General features: G+C 67.7%; 16 protein-coding genes and 1 riboswitch. Of the genes, 6 read left to right on the top strand and 10 right to left on the bottom strand.

From position 1 onward, the window contains the following. Positions 1 to 31: 31 nt before the first annotated feature. From AC6H0R_RS05130 to cobT, 5 genes are all read right to left on the bottom strand, one after another. Positions 32 to 751 (bottom strand): diguanylate cyclase domain-containing protein, encoded by a 720-nt coding sequence (locus AC6H0R_RS05130; RefSeq protein ID WP_497580256.1) that lies wholly within the window; start codon positions 749 to 751, stop codon positions 32 to 34. Between the two features lie 66 nt (positions 752 to 817). Then, positions 818 to 1,840, bottom strand: a complete 1,023-nt coding sequence (locus tag AC6H0R_RS05125) for a nicotinate-nucleotide--dimethylbenzimidazole phosphoribosyltransferase (protein WP_497580255.1) — start codon at positions 1,838 to 1,840, stop codon at positions 818 to 820. A gap of 57 nt (positions 1,841 to 1,897) precedes the next feature. Further along, a complete protein-coding gene (gene cobC, locus AC6H0R_RS05120) occupies positions 1,898 to 2,449 on the bottom strand; it encodes an alpha-ribazole phosphatase family protein (protein ID WP_497580254.1) in 552 nt (183 codons plus the stop codon). Next, a complete protein-coding gene (locus AC6H0R_RS05115; RefSeq protein WP_497580284.1) occupies positions 2,434 to 3,204 on the bottom strand; it encodes an adenosylcobinamide-GDP ribazoletransferase in 771 nt (256 codons plus the stop codon). Before AC6H0R_RS05115 ends, cobC begins: the two co-directional genes overlap by 16 nt. Before the next feature lie 14 nt (positions 3,205 to 3,218). Further along, a complete protein-coding gene (cobT, locus tag AC6H0R_RS05110) occupies positions 3,219 to 4,259 on the bottom strand; it encodes a nicotinate-nucleotide--dimethylbenzimidazole phosphoribosyltransferase (RefSeq protein WP_497580253.1) in 1,041 nt (346 codons plus the stop codon). Between the two features lie 138 nt (positions 4,260 to 4,397). On the opposite strand from cobT, the gene bluB reads away from it, so the two are divergent. After that, a complete protein-coding gene (gene bluB, locus AC6H0R_RS05105) occupies positions 4,398 to 5,123 on the top strand; it encodes a 5,6-dimethylbenzimidazole synthase (RefSeq protein ID WP_497580252.1) in 726 nt (241 codons plus the stop codon). On the opposite strand, the gene cobU is transcribed toward bluB, so the two are convergent. After that, positions 5,113 to 5,637 (bottom strand): bifunctional adenosylcobinamide kinase/adenosylcobinamide-phosphate guanylyltransferase, encoded by a 525-nt coding sequence (cobU, locus tag AC6H0R_RS05100; protein WP_497580251.1) that lies wholly within the window; start codon positions 5,635 to 5,637, stop codon positions 5,113 to 5,115. The genes bluB and cobU overlap by 11 nt on opposite strands. Before the next feature lie 52 nt (positions 5,638 to 5,689). Further along, positions 5,690 to 5,919: riboswitch (cobalamin riboswitch) on the top strand. Between the two features lie 115 nt (positions 5,920 to 6,034). Here cobU and AC6H0R_RS05095 point away from each other — a divergent pair. From AC6H0R_RS05095 to cobO, 4 genes are read left to right on the top strand one after another with little or no spacing between them, the layout of a single operon-like run. Further along, on the top strand, positions 6,035 to 7,978 hold the full coding sequence (locus AC6H0R_RS05095; protein WP_497580250.1) for a TonB-dependent receptor: 1,944 nt from the start codon (positions 6,035 to 6,037) through the stop codon (positions 7,976 to 7,978). Between the two features lie 24 nt (positions 7,979 to 8,002). Next, positions 8,003 to 8,983, top strand: a complete 981-nt coding sequence (locus tag AC6H0R_RS05090; protein ID WP_497580249.1) for a FecCD family ABC transporter permease — start codon at positions 8,003 to 8,005, stop codon at positions 8,981 to 8,983. After that, complete coding sequence (locus AC6H0R_RS05085; protein WP_497580248.1) at positions 8,983 to 9,759, top strand: ABC transporter ATP-binding protein; 777 nt, start codon at positions 8,983 to 8,985, stop codon at positions 9,757 to 9,759. Before AC6H0R_RS05090 ends, AC6H0R_RS05085 begins: the two co-directional genes overlap by 1 nt. A gap of 32 nt (positions 9,760 to 9,791) precedes the next feature. Then, positions 9,792 to 10,400 (top strand): cob(I)yrinic acid a,c-diamide adenosyltransferase, encoded by a 609-nt coding sequence (gene cobO, locus AC6H0R_RS05080; protein WP_497580247.1) that lies wholly within the window; start codon positions 9,792 to 9,794, stop codon positions 10,398 to 10,400. A gap of 15 nt (positions 10,401 to 10,415) precedes the next feature. Here cobO and AC6H0R_RS05075 read toward each other — a convergent pair whose 3' ends face one another. The 4 genes from AC6H0R_RS05075 to cbiB are packed head-to-tail and all read right to left on the bottom strand — an operon-like array spanning position 10,416 to position 13,568. Continuing rightward, on the bottom strand, positions 10,416 to 10,718 hold the full coding sequence (locus AC6H0R_RS05075) for a hypothetical protein (RefSeq protein ID WP_497580246.1): 303 nt from the start codon (positions 10,716 to 10,718) through the stop codon (positions 10,416 to 10,418). 53 nt (positions 10,719 to 10,771) lie between these two features. Further along, positions 10,772 to 11,653, bottom strand: coding sequence for a cobalamin-binding protein (locus AC6H0R_RS05070; protein WP_497580245.1), 882 nt, complete (start codon positions 11,651 to 11,653; stop codon positions 10,772 to 10,774). Beyond that, positions 11,650 to 12,645, bottom strand: coding sequence for a threonine-phosphate decarboxylase CobD (gene cobD / locus AC6H0R_RS05065; RefSeq protein WP_497580244.1), 996 nt, complete (start codon positions 12,643 to 12,645; stop codon positions 11,650 to 11,652). Before cobD ends, AC6H0R_RS05070 begins: the two co-directional genes overlap by 4 nt. Next, positions 12,642 to 13,568, bottom strand: a complete 927-nt coding sequence (gene cbiB, locus AC6H0R_RS05060; protein WP_497580243.1) for an adenosylcobinamide-phosphate synthase CbiB — start codon at positions 13,566 to 13,568, stop codon at positions 12,642 to 12,644. The genes cobD and cbiB overlap by 4 nt, the downstream gene beginning before the upstream one ends. A 54-nt stretch (positions 13,569 to 13,622) precedes the next feature. Between cbiB and AC6H0R_RS05055 the strand changes: the two genes are divergently transcribed. Then, complete coding sequence (locus tag AC6H0R_RS05055) at positions 13,623 to 15,077, top strand: cobyric acid synthase (RefSeq protein ID WP_497580242.1); 1,455 nt, start codon at positions 13,623 to 13,625, stop codon at positions 15,075 to 15,077. The last annotated feature ends 146 nt before the right edge of the window (positions 15,078 to 15,223 follow it).

Raw genomic sequence — 15,223 nt, 5'->3', positions numbered from 1 at the left:
GCGCATGGCGCGGCGGGTGCGCCGCAGCATCTCAGGCGCTCTTTGCCTTGCTGGCGGTCTTGCGACCTTTGCGTGCTTGTGACAGACCATGTTCGGCGGCGCGCAGCAGCGATTCGGCATCGGTTCCGTCGGCCGGGTACAGCGCGCTGCTGATGCAGGCTTCGAGCGTGATGCTCTGGTCGTCGAGTTCGAAGGGCTCGGCAAATACCCGCACGACCGATTCCTTCGCGCGTTCCACGTCTTCGCGCTCGAAGACGCCTTCCAGCGCAATGGCAAAGCGGTCGCCTTGCAGATGCGACACCGTGTCTTCGGCGCGCATTGCCTCGCGCAGTTTGCGCGCTACTGCGATCAGCAGCCGGTCACCAGCCTGTTCGCCAAGCCGTTTGTTGAGCGCGCCGAAGGCCTTCAGGTCGAGCACCACCACGCCCAGGCGCGAGTTGTGACGCTGGCCTCGCGTGATGGCGTGGTCGATGCGTTCGGTCAGCAATACGCGGTTGGGGATGCCGGTGAGCGGGTCGCTCAGCGAGATGTCCTTTTCCAGTCGTTCCATCGAGGCCAGCCGCGCACGCAGCGCATCGACTTCTCGCGAGCGCTCGGCCAGCCGGAGGTTCAGGTCCTCATCGCTGCTCGGGCTGATCGGCAGGGTCTGCGGCATGATCTGGTTCGGATCGCGCTTGAGCAGGCGGGCCAGGGCAAAGCCCGCGGCGACGCCAATCAGCAAACTCAGGAGCAGGGGGAGCAATTCGGGCACGGCCACCTCAGTGTGATGTTCAGTCAAAGCCAAAAATTATACGGGACGGCATGGTTTTGCCTGACATCAACGTCCGCCGCTGCCCTGGCCGGCCGGGGCCACGCCGGCACGTTCGCGCAGACAGGCCGCGGCCGTGCGCAGCAGGGGCACGCACAGGGCTGCACCCACGCCGTCGCCCGGGGCCAGATCGCGGTCGAGCAGCGGGGCGGCCTGGAGGGCCTCGGTGAGCCGCAGTTCGCCCTCGCTGGTGGCACGCGTGGCCAGTACGCAGTAATGCGTGACCGCGGGCGCGATGCGTCGGGCGGCTGCCAGAGCGGTGCTGGCAACAAAGCCGTCGAGGATGACCGTGACGCGTTTCTCGGCCGCGCCCAGCAGCGCGCCGACCATCATCACCAGCTCGAAGCCGCCGAACTCCTTCAGTGCGTCGAAAGGGTCGTCGATGCGTCCAGTGCGCGACAGCGTGCGCGCCAGCAGTGCCCGGCGCCGTGACTGGGCGTCTTCGCCTGCGTCCGGTGCACAGGCCGCGAGCACGTCGATCCCGATGTCGCTCATGCAGTGCGCCACCAATGCCGCGGAGGCTTCTGCGCCGACGCCGATTGCGCCCAGGCCGAGCACATTGCCGTCCTGTGCGGCGAAGTCATGGGCAATCCTGCGGCCGTGTTCCAGTGCGCGTTCGAGTTGTGAGCGCCACATCGCCGGTTCCAGCGCGTAGTTGGCCGTGCCGTGTTCGATCTTGGCGGCCAGCAATCCGGGGCGGGAGGAGAAGTCGTGGCTGACCCCGGCGTCGACAACTGTCAGTGCCAGCGCCATTTCGCGGCATGCGGCGTTGAGCAGGGCGGCGCCCGAGAGCATGCGCTCGACGCCTTGCCAGGTAAGCTTTTGCGGCAGTGAGGAGGCGCCGGCGGCGATGGCGCCATGATCTCCGGCGAAGAGCGCGATCGTCGGTCGCCGGACGGTGGGTTGCAGTGTCTGCTGCACCAGTCCGAGTTGCAGCGCCAGCGATGTGACGCGTCCGCGGGGTAGCCCGTCGAGACGGGCGCTGAGGGTGTCGTGCAGGCTGGTGTCGGGCGGATCGATGCGGAACTGCATGCGGCGGTGCCTCTTCCGGAGCGTCCGGGCCAGTCTAGCACCGTGCGCCAGAAGGTTTCAGCGGTTGAACCACTTCAAGGTGGTGCCCCAGTCTTCAATGTCGATACGGGTGCTGTGGGCAAACGCAAAATCCAGTGTCAGCCAGCGCTCGCGTGGCAGGCCCAGCAGGTGCCCGGCGATGGCGCGCAGCGGCCCGCCGTGGGCCACCACCACCACGGGGGCGACCGGTTCTGCGGCCTGCACATCGGCCAGCCAGGCGAGTGTGCGCGCGGCCATCTCGGCCGAGGATTCGCCGCCCGGCGCGCGAAAGCCGAAGGGGTCGTCGGCCCAGGCGTCGATGGCGCTGCCGAGCGTGTCGTAGCGCTGCAGTTCCCACTCGCCGAAGTGCATCTCGGCCAGCCGCGCGTCGATGCGCGGCGTGCCGATGGCCTCGGCCAGCAGGCGCGCGCGGGCGAGCGGGCTGGCGTGCAGTTCGAACGCTTCCGGCAGCAGTGGCGCGAGCCGTTGCGCGGCCACCTCGACCGGCTCGGCCAGCCCGATATCGCTGGAGCCGTAACAAGTGCCGGGCGTGATGTCCGGGCGCGGGTGTCGGATCAGATGGAGTTCCATGTCGCCAGAATCGTCAGGTAGCAGGCCAGTTCGGTGAGTTGCTGTGCAGCGCCCAGGCAGTCGCCGGTGTAGCCGCCGAGCCGGCGCTGGAACAGGCGCGCGCAGTACAGCGTGACCAGCGCAACAACGATGGCGGTGAGCAGGGCCGTCGGCACGCCAAGCAGCAGCAGCGGCAGGCTGCCAGTCCCGGCGGCAATCGTCAGTTCGCGGCGCGAGAGCTGGCGTGCCAGTGGCTTGGCTTTGGAGAGTTCGTCCTCGCGCACGTACTCCAGCGTGTGGATCAGGCTGGTCGAGGCTAGCCGCGAGAACGCATGTGCGGCAATCAGCGCGGCGGCCAGCGCCCACGCGCCGTGCCCGGCCAGCCCGACCAGCGCCGCGGCCTTTGCGAGCAGCATCAGCACCAGCCCGACCGCGCCATAGGTGCCGATGCGCGAGTCCTTCATGATGGTCAGCACCTGCAGGCGCTCCCAGCCGCCACCGAGGCCGTCGCAGGCGTCGGCCCAGCCGTCTTCGTGGAAGGCGCCGGTCAGGCGGATGGTCACCGCCATCGACAGCACCACGGCCACCGTGGCCGGCAGTACGGTCATGGCCAGTGCTGCCGATGCCGCGCCGGCGATGCCGACCACCCAGCCGACCAGCGGGAAGTAGCGCGCCGCGTGGTTGAGGCGTTCGGGCGACCAGGGCACCCAGGCCGGCACCGGAATGCGCGTGAAGAAGCCGAGCGCGGTGAAGAACAGCTCCAGCTCTGCGCGCAGGCGGGGCGGTAGCTTCATGCGGGTTCGCGGCCCGAAACGCCGGCCGATTCGAAGCTTGCCATGTCGTTCAGAAAGGCCGCCGCGGCCTGCAGCAGCGGGAAGGCCAGCGCCGCGCCCGAACCTTCGCCCAGCCGCATGCCGAGGTCGAGCAGCGGCTCTACGCCAAGGTGGGCGAGTTGCTGCGCGTGGCCGGCCTCATCCGAGCAGTGGGCGAACACGCAGTAGTCGAGCACCTCGGGCACGATGCCCTGCGCCGCGAGCAGCGCGGCGGTGACGATGAAGCCGTCGACGACGATGACCATGCGCTTTTCGGCGGCGCCGAGCATGGCGCCGGCCATCATCGCGATCTCGAAGCCGCCGTATTGCATCAATGCGTCATACGGGTTGGTCGGGCGGCCGCCGCGCCTCAAGGCCTGTTCGAGCAAAGCACGTTTGCGTATCACGCCGGCATCATCCAGCCCGGCGCCGCGGCCGGTGATGCGCTCCAGCGGCAGGCCGGTGAGGCAGTGCGTCAGCAGCGAGGCCGAAGCCGTGTTGCCGATGCCCATCTCGCCCAGGCCGAGCGCATTGCTGCCGGCCGCCGCGGCCTGGTGGGCGAGCTGGCGACCACGCTCCAGTGCGGCTTCGAGGACCTCCGGTTCGATGGCGCGGGTTTCAAGGTAGTTGGCCGTGCCGTGCGCGAGCTTGGCGTCGATCAGCCCTTCGCGCGGGCCAAAATTGTGCGCCACGCCGGCGTCCACCACCGACAGCTGCAGCCCGGCCAGCCGCGAGAACACGTTGATGGCCGCACCGCCGGCGAGGAAGTTCTCGACCATCTGCCAGGTCACGTCCTGCGGGTAGGCCGAGATGCCGGCCTTGACTGCGCCATGGTCGCCAGCGAACACCAGCATCTGCGCATTGCACAGGCTCGGTTCGGTGGTGTTCTGGATCAGCCCGAGTTGCAGCGCCAGTCCCTCGATGCGGCCGAGCGCGCCGAGCGGTTTGGTCTTGGCGTCGATACGCGCCTGCAGGGCGGGGGCGAGACGGCGGTCGAGTGGCAGGATCTCGAAGGGCATGGTGGTCGGCGTTGGGGGGTGAAGCGGCGGATGGTAGCACCGGCCGCTGCCGGCTCACGATGCGGCGGGCCTTGTCCGCATGCCTGCAGGGGGAGTAAAAGACGTGCTCTTCGAACGGGCTGCGACGCAGGCACACACATGAACGACGATCACGGCAACAGCCATCGTTTCAACGACGCCGAGCGGCAGGGCGTATATCGCGCCATCTTCGAGCGTCGCGACGTGCGCGCGCAGTTCCGCCCCGACCCCTTGCCGGACGAGGTGCTGGCCCGCCTGCTGGCGGCCGCGCATCACGCGCCGTCGGTGGGTTTCATGCAGCCCTGGGATTTCGTGGTGGTCACCGACCGCGCCGTGCGTCAGCGCGTGAAGGACGGCTTTGACCGCGAGAACGCCCGCGCCGCTACGCTGCATGAAGGCGAGCGCGGCTTGCTGTACCGCCGCCTCAAGCTCGAAGGCATTCTGGAAACGCCGCTCAACCTGTGCATCACCTGCGACCGCAAGCGTGGCGGCACCCATGTGCTGGGTCGCAGCAGCATGCTCGACACCGATCTGTTCAGCACCTGTCTGGCGGTGCAGAACCTGTGGCTGGCGGCGCGCGCCGAGGGCGTCGGGGTGGGCTGGGTCAGCATCATCGACCCGGACGAGCTGGCCGGACTGCTGGGCCTGCCCGACGGCGTCTATCCGCTGGCCTATCTGTGTCTGGGCTATGTGGATGAATTTCTGACCGAACCCGAGCTGGCGCGGGCCGGCTGGCGCCAGCGGCTGGACCTGCGCTCGCTGGTGCACCGCGATGGCTGGGGTGGCGGACTGGCGCAGGACGATCCGTTGCGGTCCGCCCTGGATGCGCTGAAAGTCAGCCCTTGAGGCTCAGCGGCAGTCCTGCCGCAATGAAGCTGACCTTGTCGCAGCCTGCTGCCACGGCCTGATTGAGCCAGCCGGCTTCATCGCGAAAGCGTCGGCCCAGAGGGGTTTCCGGCACTAGGCCGAGGCCGGTCTCGTTGGCCACCAGCAGCACCGTTCCTGGCAGCGTGGGCAGCAATGCCAGCAGCGCGTCGCGCTCGCGCGCCAGTGCGGGCTCGTTCGCGCTGGTGCCATCGCCGAGCAGGTTGGCGAGCCACAGCGTCAGGCAGTCGACGATCACCACGCGCCCCTCGGCGGCTTCGTTCTGCAGGGCATTGGCCAGTGCCAGCGGCGCCTCGACGGTGCGCCAGTCGGCGGGCCGATCGGTCTGATGGCGGCGGATCCGCTCGGCCATCTCATCGTCCAGCGCTTCGCCCGTAACGATGACGCTGACGGGCCCGCCATGGGCGCGGGCGAGCTGTTCGGCGTGGCGGCTCTTGCCCGAACGGGCGCCGCCGAGAATCAGATGGGAACTCATGCAGGCTCAAGTGGTCGCGGCGTTTCAGGCTATCATGCGCGCTCGCCCCACGAGGGGCGAACGTGTTTCAGGTGCCTGACAGCAGTTCATGCTCGAAGGGTAAACGGGAAACAGGTGAGCGACGGATGCCTCCGCGCGATGCCTGTGCTGCCCCCGCAACGGTAAGTGGAAGCAAGGCGCGTCAAAATGCCACTGGACTACGGTCCGGGAAGGCGATGCGTCGGACGATGCAGTGTCGTCCAGCCCATGAGCCCGGATACCGGCCTGCCACACATCGGCGAAGTTCCGCGGGGTGGCGGCGCGACCTGTTTGACCCGGTTTGCTCACTCCCTGGATCTTCGGTTTTGTTCTGGTTCTGCCGCGCGGGGACGCACGGCTGGCCGTCAGGGAGTTGTCCATGCAGTTCAAGATCAAGCTCGCCGCGCTCGCGGTGGCCTCCGTATTTCCGTTTTCCGTTTCCGCCGAAGAGCGTTCCACCAAACTCGACCCGGTGCTGGTGACCGCAACGGGCGTCGAGATGGCCGACGTCGACGCACCCTACGCCTCCGAGGTGCACACCCGCCGCGACATTGAACGTTCCGGCGCCGCCACGCTGGCCGAATACCTGTCGCGCTATTCCTCGGTGAACGTCATGCCTAACTTCGGCAACCGTTTCACGCCGGCCATCGACATGCGTGGCTACGGCATCGGAGATGGCTACCAGAACATCGTCGTGAGCGTGAATGGCCGCCGCCTGAACAACATCGACATGGTGCCGCAGCTGCTCGGCTCGGTATCGCTGGGCGACATCGAGCGCATCGAGATCACCAAGGGCAGCGGCTCGGTGATGTACGGCGATGGCGCCATGGCCGGCACCATCCAGATCTACACACGTGCGCGCACCGGTGTGACGCTAGAAGGCTATGTCGGCAGCCATGGTGCGAGCGGGTTAAGCGCTTCCGCAGGCATCGACCTTGGACGTTTCGCGATCTCGGCCAGCGCCGAAAAGACCGATCACGACGGCTTCAGCAAGAAGGATGTGACCGGCCACCGCGATGAATCGGAGTCCGATTCGTGGCAGCTCAGCCTCAGCGGCAAGCCGGTGGACCGCTTGCGCTTGAGCTTTGATGCGGGCAAGACGCGCATCGACACGCGCTACCCAGGTGACCTGACTCAGGCGCAGTTTGACGAAGACCCTGCGCAGTACAACGATACGCCTAACCCCTTCACCCTTGTCCCTGACCCCTACACCCAGCAGGATTTCAACTCCGACTACTGGCAGGCCGGCGCTGAGTTCGACCTTAGCCGTGAGCTGACGCTGAGCCTGCGCCACTCGCGCGAGGATAAGGAGTCGGTGTTCGCCTCCGGTTTCGCGTCCGATTACGACTATGACTCCACCGATGTGGCGCTGAAATTCCGCCGTGGCGGTCTGGCGCTGACGACTGGCTTGCAGGCCTTCGACGGTCGCCGCACCGGCAGCGACAACAAGACCGACAAGGACAACCTGGGCTGGTTCGTGCAGGGGCAGTACGAGTTCGACCGCTTCCTGGTTTCGGCCGGCTGGCGCAGTGAGCGCGTGAAGTACGCCTACCGCCCGGATGTCGGCGCGGCAGACAAGGATGACCACAAGCTGTCGGCCTGGGATATCGGCGTGAACTACCGCGTCGACGACGCGTGGTCGGTGTTCGCCAACTACAACTCGGCCTTCCAGGCGCCCGACGTGGACCGCTTTTTCGTCTGGGGCGGTGGCTTCAACGCCTTCATCGACCCGGCGCGCGTGCGCACGCTCAACGTCGGCTTCAACCACGTGACGCCCGCCAACCGCCTGAAGGTCACGGCTTTTCACGCGAAGCTGCATGACGAGATCTACTACAACGCCAACACCTTCACGAACACCAACATCGACCGTTCGCACAAGTACGGCATCGAGGTGCAGGACACCTGGCGCATCAACGAGCGCTTCACGGCCGGCGTGAACTACGCCTGGACGCGCGCGATCATTGATCGTGAGAACGACGGCGGTGGCGCCTTCAACGGCAAGAACCTGCCGGGCGTGTCGCGGCATTCGGCGGTGGTCTCGCTCAACGCCAAAGTCGGCGAGAATGGCAACCTCAACCTCTCGCACAGCTGGCGCAGCAAGGCCTACGCCTCGAATGACTTCGACAACAACAATGCGCAGAAGACGAAGGCCTACCACTCCACCGATGTCTCCTACCGCCATCGCGTCGCGCGCGACGTCGAGCTGTTCGCCTCGGTCAGCAATCTGTTCGAGCGCGAAAACGGCTTGTGGGTGCGCGACGACGCGGTTTATCCGGTCGACTTCACGCGTACGTGGCGAATCGGTGCGCGCGTCTCGTTCTGAGCCTGAGCAGGCGGCGTGCGTCTGATGTCCGGGCGCATCCGTCTGCGGATCATTCTTGCCGCGCTCGCGCTGTCCGGCGTGGGCGCGGTGCTGTGGGCGCTTACCGCCGGTGAGTTCGCCGTTACCCCGTTGGCCGCCATGGCTGCGCTGTTCGGCTCGGGCACGGGTATCGAATCCGATGTCGTGCGTCACTTGCGCCTGCCGCGCGCCATTGCCGTGTTTGCCTGCGGCGGCCTTCTGGCGCTGGCCGGTGCGCTGATGCAGGTGCTGCTGCGCAACCCGCTGGCGGACCCCTACATTCTCGGCATTTCCGGCGGCGCGGCGGTCGGCGCATTGTTCGCGATGATGATCGGCCTGGCGCCATGGATGGTCGACGGCGCGGCCTTCGCCGGAGCCCTGGGTGCCATGTTGCTGGTGTTCGGGCTGGCGCACGGCGATGGCTCGTGGACGCAGACGCGCTTGCTGCTCACCGGCGTGGTGGTGGCCGCCGGTTGCGGCGCGCTGGTGTCGCTGATGCTGTCACTCGCCACCGACACCCGCGTGTATTCCATGCTGTTCTGGTTGATGGGCGACGCCAGCGGTGCCACGCAACCTTGGCCGGCGCTGGTGGTGCTGGGCGTGGCGCTGGTGGTGCTGGCGCCGTTCGCGCGCGATCTCAACGTACTCTCTCGCGGTGAGGACGGCGCCCGTGCGCTGGGCGTGGATGTGCGCATGCTGCGCTATCTGCTGTACGCGCTGGCGTCCATGCTCACGGCCGTGTCGGTCACCATGATCGGCTCGGTGGGCTTCGTCGGGCTGATCGTGCCGCACCTGGTGCGGCTGGTCATCGGCAACGACCAGCGCGTGCTGTTGCCGGCCGCCGCGCTGGCGGGCGGCACGCTGCTGACCATTGCCGACACCGCCGCACGCACGGTGCTCTCACCCATCCAGCTGCCAGTCGGCGTGCTCACTGCGCTGATCGGTGTGCCGCTGTTCCTGTTCCTGCTCTCCAGGCGGATGCGCTGATGGCGGTCGGCGACATCCTGCTCGACATCGATCAACTCGCGCTGCGCATGGGCGAGCGCTGGCTGTGCTGCGCCTTCAGCCAGCAACTGCGCGCCGGCGAGGTGCTGGTCTTGCTCGGTCCCAACGGTGCGGGCAAGACCACGCTGCTGCGCACGCTCGCTGGCCTGATGCCCCCTGCCGCCGGCCAACTGTCGATTGCCGGTCGGGCCGTGGCCGACTGGCCGCCGCGCGAGCTGGCGCTTCTGCGCGGTTATCTGCCGCAACAGCAGCCAGACCTCTTTCCGTCCAGCGTGCTGGAGACCGTGCTGGTCGGCCGTCACCCGCATCTGGGACGCTGGGGTTGGGAGGGCGAGCAGGACGTTGCTGTGGCCGAGGCCGCCCTGCGCGAGACCGGCATGCTGGATTTTGCCGCGCGTGACGTGCAGACCCTGTCCGGCGGCGAGCGCCAGCGCGTTGCGATTGCCGCGCTGCTCGCGCAGGCCCCGCGCCTGATGCTGCTCGACGAACCCACCAACCACCTCGACCTGCACCACCAGATCAGCACGCTGGAGCTGCTGCGCGAGCGCGCTTCGCAGGGCTGCGCGGTGGTCACCGTGCTGCACGACATCAACCTCGCCGCAAGGCTGGCCGACCATGTCGTGCTGTTCGATGGCCGTGGCCAGGTGCTGGCCGGCGCGCGCGACGAAGTGCTGCGCCCGGACGTGCTGGAGCAAGCCTTCTCGCAGCCGATGGACTGCCTCGAACACGCCGGCCGGCGCATCTTCGTGCCGCGCTGACCCCCGTTTTTTTCTGTTTTACCGGAGCATTCATGAGCGACGAAACCGAACGCAACCAACGTCACAACGAGCGCATGAAGCGCAAGAAGCAAGTCATCGACGCCAGCATCGCCAAGGCCACTGAGGAGCGCGGCCTGCTGCTGGTGAACACCGGCAACGGCAAGGGCAAATCCAGCGCGGCCTTTGGCGTGCTGGCGCGCGCGCTGGGTCATGGCATGCGCGCTGGCGTGGTGCAGTTCGTGAAGGGGCGTTCCGACACCGGCGAAGAAGCCTTCTTCCGCCAGCAGCCCGGCGTCGAATGGCATGTGATGGGTGAAGGCTTCACCTGGGACACGCAGGATCGCGCGCGCGACATCGCCAAGGCGCAGGAAGGCTGGGCCCAGGCCCGCGCGCTGCTCGACAACCCCGACATCGGGCTGGTCGTGCTCGACGAACTCAACATCGCGCTGAAGTACGGCTATCTGGACGTCACCACGGTGCTGACAGATCTGCAATCCCGCCCGCACATGCAGCATGTCATCGTCACCGGCCGCGGCGCGCCGGACGAACTCATTGAGGCTGCCGATACGGTGACCGACATGGGTATGGTGAAGCATGCCTACAAGGCCGGTGTGCAGGCGATGCCGGGGGTGGAGTTCTGAGGCGGGGCATGGCCTTTAGCGCATCGGGATGTTGCGTTCGCTCAGTACGATCTTGTTGCCATTGGCGTCGAAACGTACAAGTTCCTGGCGGCCGTTGCGGCACCGGGCGTAGATCGTGTTCAGGACGCCGCCGGATTCAGCGATGCATTCCTGCTTGGGGCGAGGCTGGATGGTGATCCATTGTGGTTGCAGTGAGCTGAGGCCCTGTGCGACGCCTGCGCTGAATTCGCCAACGGCTTTGCCAGCCTGATGCGTTGCCGATTGGGCGAACGTAGGGGTGGAGAGACTTAGGGCGAGTGCGAAAAGAAAGATTTTCATGCACCAAGACTAACCTCATCGGGTATTTCCACCACAGTGGAGAATGCAGGTCGTCAGAAACTTTTCCGCACTTCCTCCAACTGCCCACACAGTTTTTCAGCACCATCCAGAATCCGCGGGCTGTGGCGCTGGATCAGATCCGGCGGGATGTGGAACAGATGGCCATTGCGCACGGCGCTGAGGTCGCCCCAACGCCGCCAGTCATCCAGCCATTCCGGCCGCGAGGCGTCCATGCCGCTGGCGACGATGGCCTGGGGGTTGGCGGCCAGTACGCTTTCCATACCGATGCGCGGGGTGAGTACGGGCAGTGCGGCGAAGACGTTTTCGCCGCCGCACAGGCGCAGCACCGCCGAGATCAGGTGATCGCCGTTCACGGTCATCAGCGGCGCATGCCAGACCTGATAGAACACCCGCACGGGAGCCTGTCTGGCGTACTTCGCTTCGAGTGCCGCACGGCGGGCGCGGAAGGCTGCGGCGGCGGCTTCTGCCGTGGCGGAGGTGCCCGCGAGCTGGCCGATGCGCTGCAGGCTGCGGGCGATGTCGTCGAGCGAATGCGGGTCGTTCACGAACACCGCAATGCCCAGCGCCTGCAGGCGTTCGCGCTCGGACGGGCGGTTGCCCTCGCCCCAGCCGATGACCAGATCCGGGCGCAGCGCCAACACCGCCTCGACATCGACCTTGTGATAACCGCCGACGCGCGGCAGGGCTTTGGCGGCTTCGGGGTAGTCGCTGTACGACACCGCGCCGACCACCTGTTCGCCCGCGCCAGCGGCGTAGAGCAGTTCGGTGACGTGCGGCGCGAGGCTGACGATGCGCCGCGCCGGTTCGGCCAGCCGCACTTCGCGGCCCAGATCGTCGGTGACGGTGATGGCGTCCGCCTGCGCCAAGGCGGGCAGCAGGGCGATTGCCAGCGTGGTGAACAGTCGGCGGATCATCGTGAAATTCCGGTCAGGGCGTGGTCGAGTGCGGTAGCCAGTCGCGCCAGTTCTGCTTCGGTGGCGGGCAGGCCGAAGCGCAATGCCGCTGGTTCGGCGAAGCGTCGTACGAGTACGCCCTGTGCGGCCAAGCGCTCCGTCAGAAGGTCGGCGTGCGGCGTGAGTACGCGCTGGAAAAGGGCGGTGCCGTGCGGGGCGAGGCCGCGGGCGCGCAGCACGGCGGCAAGCTTGGCTGCATCCTGCAAGAGGCGCGCCCGTGTCGCGCCTTGCCAGGCGTGATCGGCGAGCGCCGCGCGCAGTGCGTGGCGGGCCGGGCCGCTGACGGCCCACGGGCCGAGGTGTTGGGCCAGCGCCGCGCGCAGTTCGGCCGGTGCAAAAACGAAGCCGCCGCGTGCCCCGGCCAAACCGAAGAACTTGCCGGGCGAGCGCAGTACGATCAGCCCCGGCGCGCCCGTCTGCGGTACGAGCGAATCCTCCGGCGTGTCGTCGATGAAGGCTTCGTCCACGATCAGCCAGCCGCCGCGTGCGGCGAGCTGCTGATGCCAGTCGATCAGCCGGGCGTGGGCAAAGCGTGTGCCGCAAGGGTTGTTGGGGTTGGACAGCACGACGATGTCGCTGTCGGCAACGGCCGCCTCCAACTCATGCGGCGCGCACGGCTGCGGATTGCGCGCGCGCCAGGCCCAGGCGTGTTCGCCGTAGGCGGGGTTGAGCAGGCTCACGCGCGCGCCGGGCAGCACGGTGGGTAGCGCCTGGATGGCGGCCTGCGTGCCGGCCACCGGCAGTAGCGCTGCGCTGCCGTAATAACGGGCGGCGGCGGCTTCGAGTCCGTCGTCGTCTTCCGGCAGGCGCTGCCACACTTCGGGCGGGATCGGCGGCACCGGGTAGGCATGCGGATTGATGCCGGTGGACAGGTCCAGCCAGTCGCTCAAGGCGATGCCGTAACGCTGCGCGGCTTCGCGCAGACGGCCACCGTGTTCGGGATGCGACTTCATATTGCGGCCAGCACAAGCAGGTTGATGGCCAGCACGACCAGCAGCCACAGCCACACGCCCTTGCGCAGCAGCTTCACCGCACGGCGGATGCTGTCGGCATCGGGAGCCCGCCTGCAGCCGAGCGCGGGGCGCGCCTCGATCTGCCCGTGGTAAGGTGCCGGGCCGCCAAGTTGCACCCCCAGCGAGCCCGCGCCCGCGGCCATCACCGGGCCGGCGTTCGGGCTGCTCCACAGCGGAGCCTGCGTGCGCCAGCAGATGAGTGCGTCGCGCGTGCGGCCGAGCAGGGCGTAGGTCAGCGCCGTGAGCCGGGCAGGAATCCAGCCGAGCACGTCGTCGACGCGCGCGGCAAAGCGGCCGAAGCGCAGATAGCGCGGTGTGCGATAGCCCCACATGGCGTCCAGCGTGTTGGCCAGCCGCGCGAGCAGGGCGCCGGCGCTGCCGGCGATGCAGAACCAGAACAGCGTCGAGAAGACGGCATCGTGGCCGTTTTCGAGCACCGATTCGGTGGCGGCGCGGGCCACGCCTGCGGTGTCCAGCGCGGCTGTGTCGCGGCTGACGATGCGCGCGACCTGCTCGCGCGCGGCATCCAGTTCGCCCGCTGCGAGCGGTGCAGCCACGGCTTCGGCGTGCTCACTCAGGCTGCGGGCGCCAAGGGCGAACCACAGCAGGGCGATGTCGATCGGCCAGTGCGCCCACTCGGTGGTGGCGCGCAGCACCAGCGCGAGTGAGACCCAGGGCAGCACGGTGAGACACCAGGCCACGAGGCCGGCGAAAATGCCGTCGCCGAGCAGGCGGCGTGCGAAGGATTCGATGCCGCCGGCCCAGCGGCCGAAGGCCACGAGCGGATGTAAGCGGTTGGGCGGCTCGCCGGCAATACGGTCGAGCAGCAGGCCGAGAGCGAGTTTGAGGGCGAGTTCGGGCATGGCAGGCGGCGAACATAGCACGCAGTGCCGCGTAAGGAACGAGGAGTGAAGTACATGCAGGCCTTGATGGTGCAGGGAACGACGTCGGACGCTGGCAAGAGCACGCTGGTGGCTGGGTTGGCGCGTGTGCTGGCGCGGCGGGGCGTACACGTGGCGCCATTCAAGCCGCAGAACATGGCGCTCAATTCGGCGGTGACGGTGGATGGCGGCGAGATCGGCCGCGCGCAGGCGCTGCAGGCGCTGGCCGCGCGCGTCGAGGCGCGCATCGACTTCAACCCGATCCTGCTCAAGCCGTCGAGCGACACCGGCGCGCAGGTGATCGTGCACGGCCGCGCCGTGGCGCAGCTCGATGCCCGGGCCTACCACGACTACAAGCGCATCGCGATGGCGGCGGTGATGGAGTCCTGGCAGCGCCTGAGCGACGAGTTCGACTATGTGCTGATCGAGGGTGCCGGCAGCCCGGCCGAGATCAACCTGCGCGAGCGCGACATCGCCAACATGGGCTTTGCCGAGGCGGCCGATGTGCCGGTGGTGCTGGTGGCCGACATCGACCGTGGCGGCGTGTTCGCGCATCTGGTCGGCACGCTGGAACTGCTCTCGGAGAGCGAGCAGGCGCGCGTGAAAGGCTTCGTTATCAACCGCTTTCGCGGCGACATCGGACTGCTGCAGTCCGGGCTGGACTGGCTGGAGGCGCGCACCGGCAAGCCGGTGTTCGGCGTGCTGCCCTACCTGCACGGGCTGTTTCTGGACGCCGAGGATGCGCTCTCCGGCAGCGTGGCGGACAAGGGCGAGACCTTGCTGAAGGTGGTGGTGCCGGTGTTCCCGCGCATCTCCAACCACACCGATCTCGATGCGCTGCGCCTGCACCCGCAGGTGGATTTTCATTGGGTCGGGCCGGGGCAGGACATCCCCGCGGCCGACGTGATCGTGCTGCCCGGCTCGAAGAACGTGCGCGCCGATCTGGCCTGGCTGCTTGAGCAGGGCTGGGACGCGGCGATTCGCAGACATCTGCGCTACGGCGGGCGTGTGGTTGGCTTGTGCGGTGGCTTCCAGATGCTGGGTCGCAGCGTGGCCGACCCGCTCGGGCTGGAGGGCGCGCCGGGCGTCAGCGATGGTCTGGGTCTGCTTGAACTCGATACGGTGCTGGAAGCCGAGAAGCAGCTTACGAATGTCAAAGCCACCTGGCTGGGCGCCGAGGCGCCGGTGCGCGGCTACGAAATCCACATGGGCGTGAGTCGCGGCGCGGCGCTGGAGCGACCACTGTTGCGCATGGCCGAAGGGCGATTTGAAGGCGCCTGCTCGGCCGACGGGCAGATTCTGGGCAGCTATGTGCATGGGCTGTTCGATACGCCGGAGGCGCTGGCCGCGCTGCTGACGTGGGCCGGGGTGCGCGATGCGGTGAGGGTGGATCTGGCTGCGCGTCGGGAGGCGGATATTGAGCGGCTCGCGGATGCGGTGGAGGAGTATTGCGATGTGGAGGGGATGCTGGGCGTCGTGAGGGCGAGTTGATCCGTGTTTGTCTTTGCGACGCGGCAGACCCATCCCCACCCCGCCAGGAGTCTCGGCTTCGCCTCGCCGCTCCGCAGGCAGCGAGCATGCTCGCTGAAACCCCTGTTCCGCCCCCTTGAAGGGGAGGGAGAGAAACAGCTCGCTTG

It is taken from the genome of Pseudazoarcus sp. NS36 (assembly GCF_059703705.1).
The sequence above is the reverse complement of the archived record's forward strand: the minus strand, read 5'-3'. Positions and strand labels throughout refer to the sequence as shown.

Coding starts and splice junctions, on each gene's coding strand:
- AC6H0R_RS05125 (WP_497580255.1), bottom strand. CDS start 1,840: ATGCAGTTCCGCATCGATCCGCCCGACACCAGCCTGCACGACACCCTC.
- cobC (WP_497580254.1), bottom strand. CDS start 2,449: ATGGAACTCCATCTGATCCGACACCCGCGCCCGGACATCACGCCCGGC.
- cobT (WP_497580253.1), bottom strand. CDS start 4,259: ATGCCCTTCGAGATCCTGCCACTCGACCGCCGTCTCGCCCCCGCCCTG.
- bluB (WP_497580252.1), top strand. CDS start 4,398: ATGAACGACGATCACGGCAACAGCCATCGTTTCAACGACGCCGAGCGG.
- cobU (WP_497580251.1), bottom strand. CDS start 5,637: ATGAGTTCCCATCTGATTCTCGGCGGCGCCCGTTCGGGCAAGAGCCGC.
- AC6H0R_RS05095 (WP_497580250.1), top strand. CDS start 6,035: ATGCAGTTCAAGATCAAGCTCGCCGCGCTCGCGGTGGCCTCCGTATTT.
- AC6H0R_RS05090 (WP_497580249.1), top strand. CDS start 8,003: ATGTCCGGGCGCATCCGTCTGCGGATCATTCTTGCCGCGCTCGCGCTG.
- AC6H0R_RS05085 (WP_497580248.1), top strand. CDS start 8,983: ATGGCGGTCGGCGACATCCTGCTCGACATCGATCAACTCGCGCTGCGC.
- cobO (WP_497580247.1), top strand. CDS start 9,792: ATGAGCGACGAAACCGAACGCAACCAACGTCACAACGAGCGCATGAAG.
- AC6H0R_RS05075 (WP_497580246.1), bottom strand. CDS start 10,718: ATGAAAATCTTTCTTTTCGCACTCGCCCTAAGTCTCTCCACCCCTACG.
- AC6H0R_RS05070 (WP_497580245.1), bottom strand. CDS start 11,653: ATGATCCGCCGACTGTTCACCACGCTGGCAATCGCCCTGCTGCCCGCC.
- cobD (WP_497580244.1), bottom strand. CDS start 12,645: ATGAAGTCGCATCCCGAACACGGTGGCCGTCTGCGCGAAGCCGCGCAG.
- cbiB (WP_497580243.1), bottom strand. CDS start 13,568: ATGCCCGAACTCGCCCTCAAACTCGCTCTCGGCCTGCTGCTCGACCGT.
- AC6H0R_RS05055 (WP_497580242.1), top strand. CDS start 13,623: ATGCAGGCCTTGATGGTGCAGGGAACGACGTCGGACGCTGGCAAGAGC.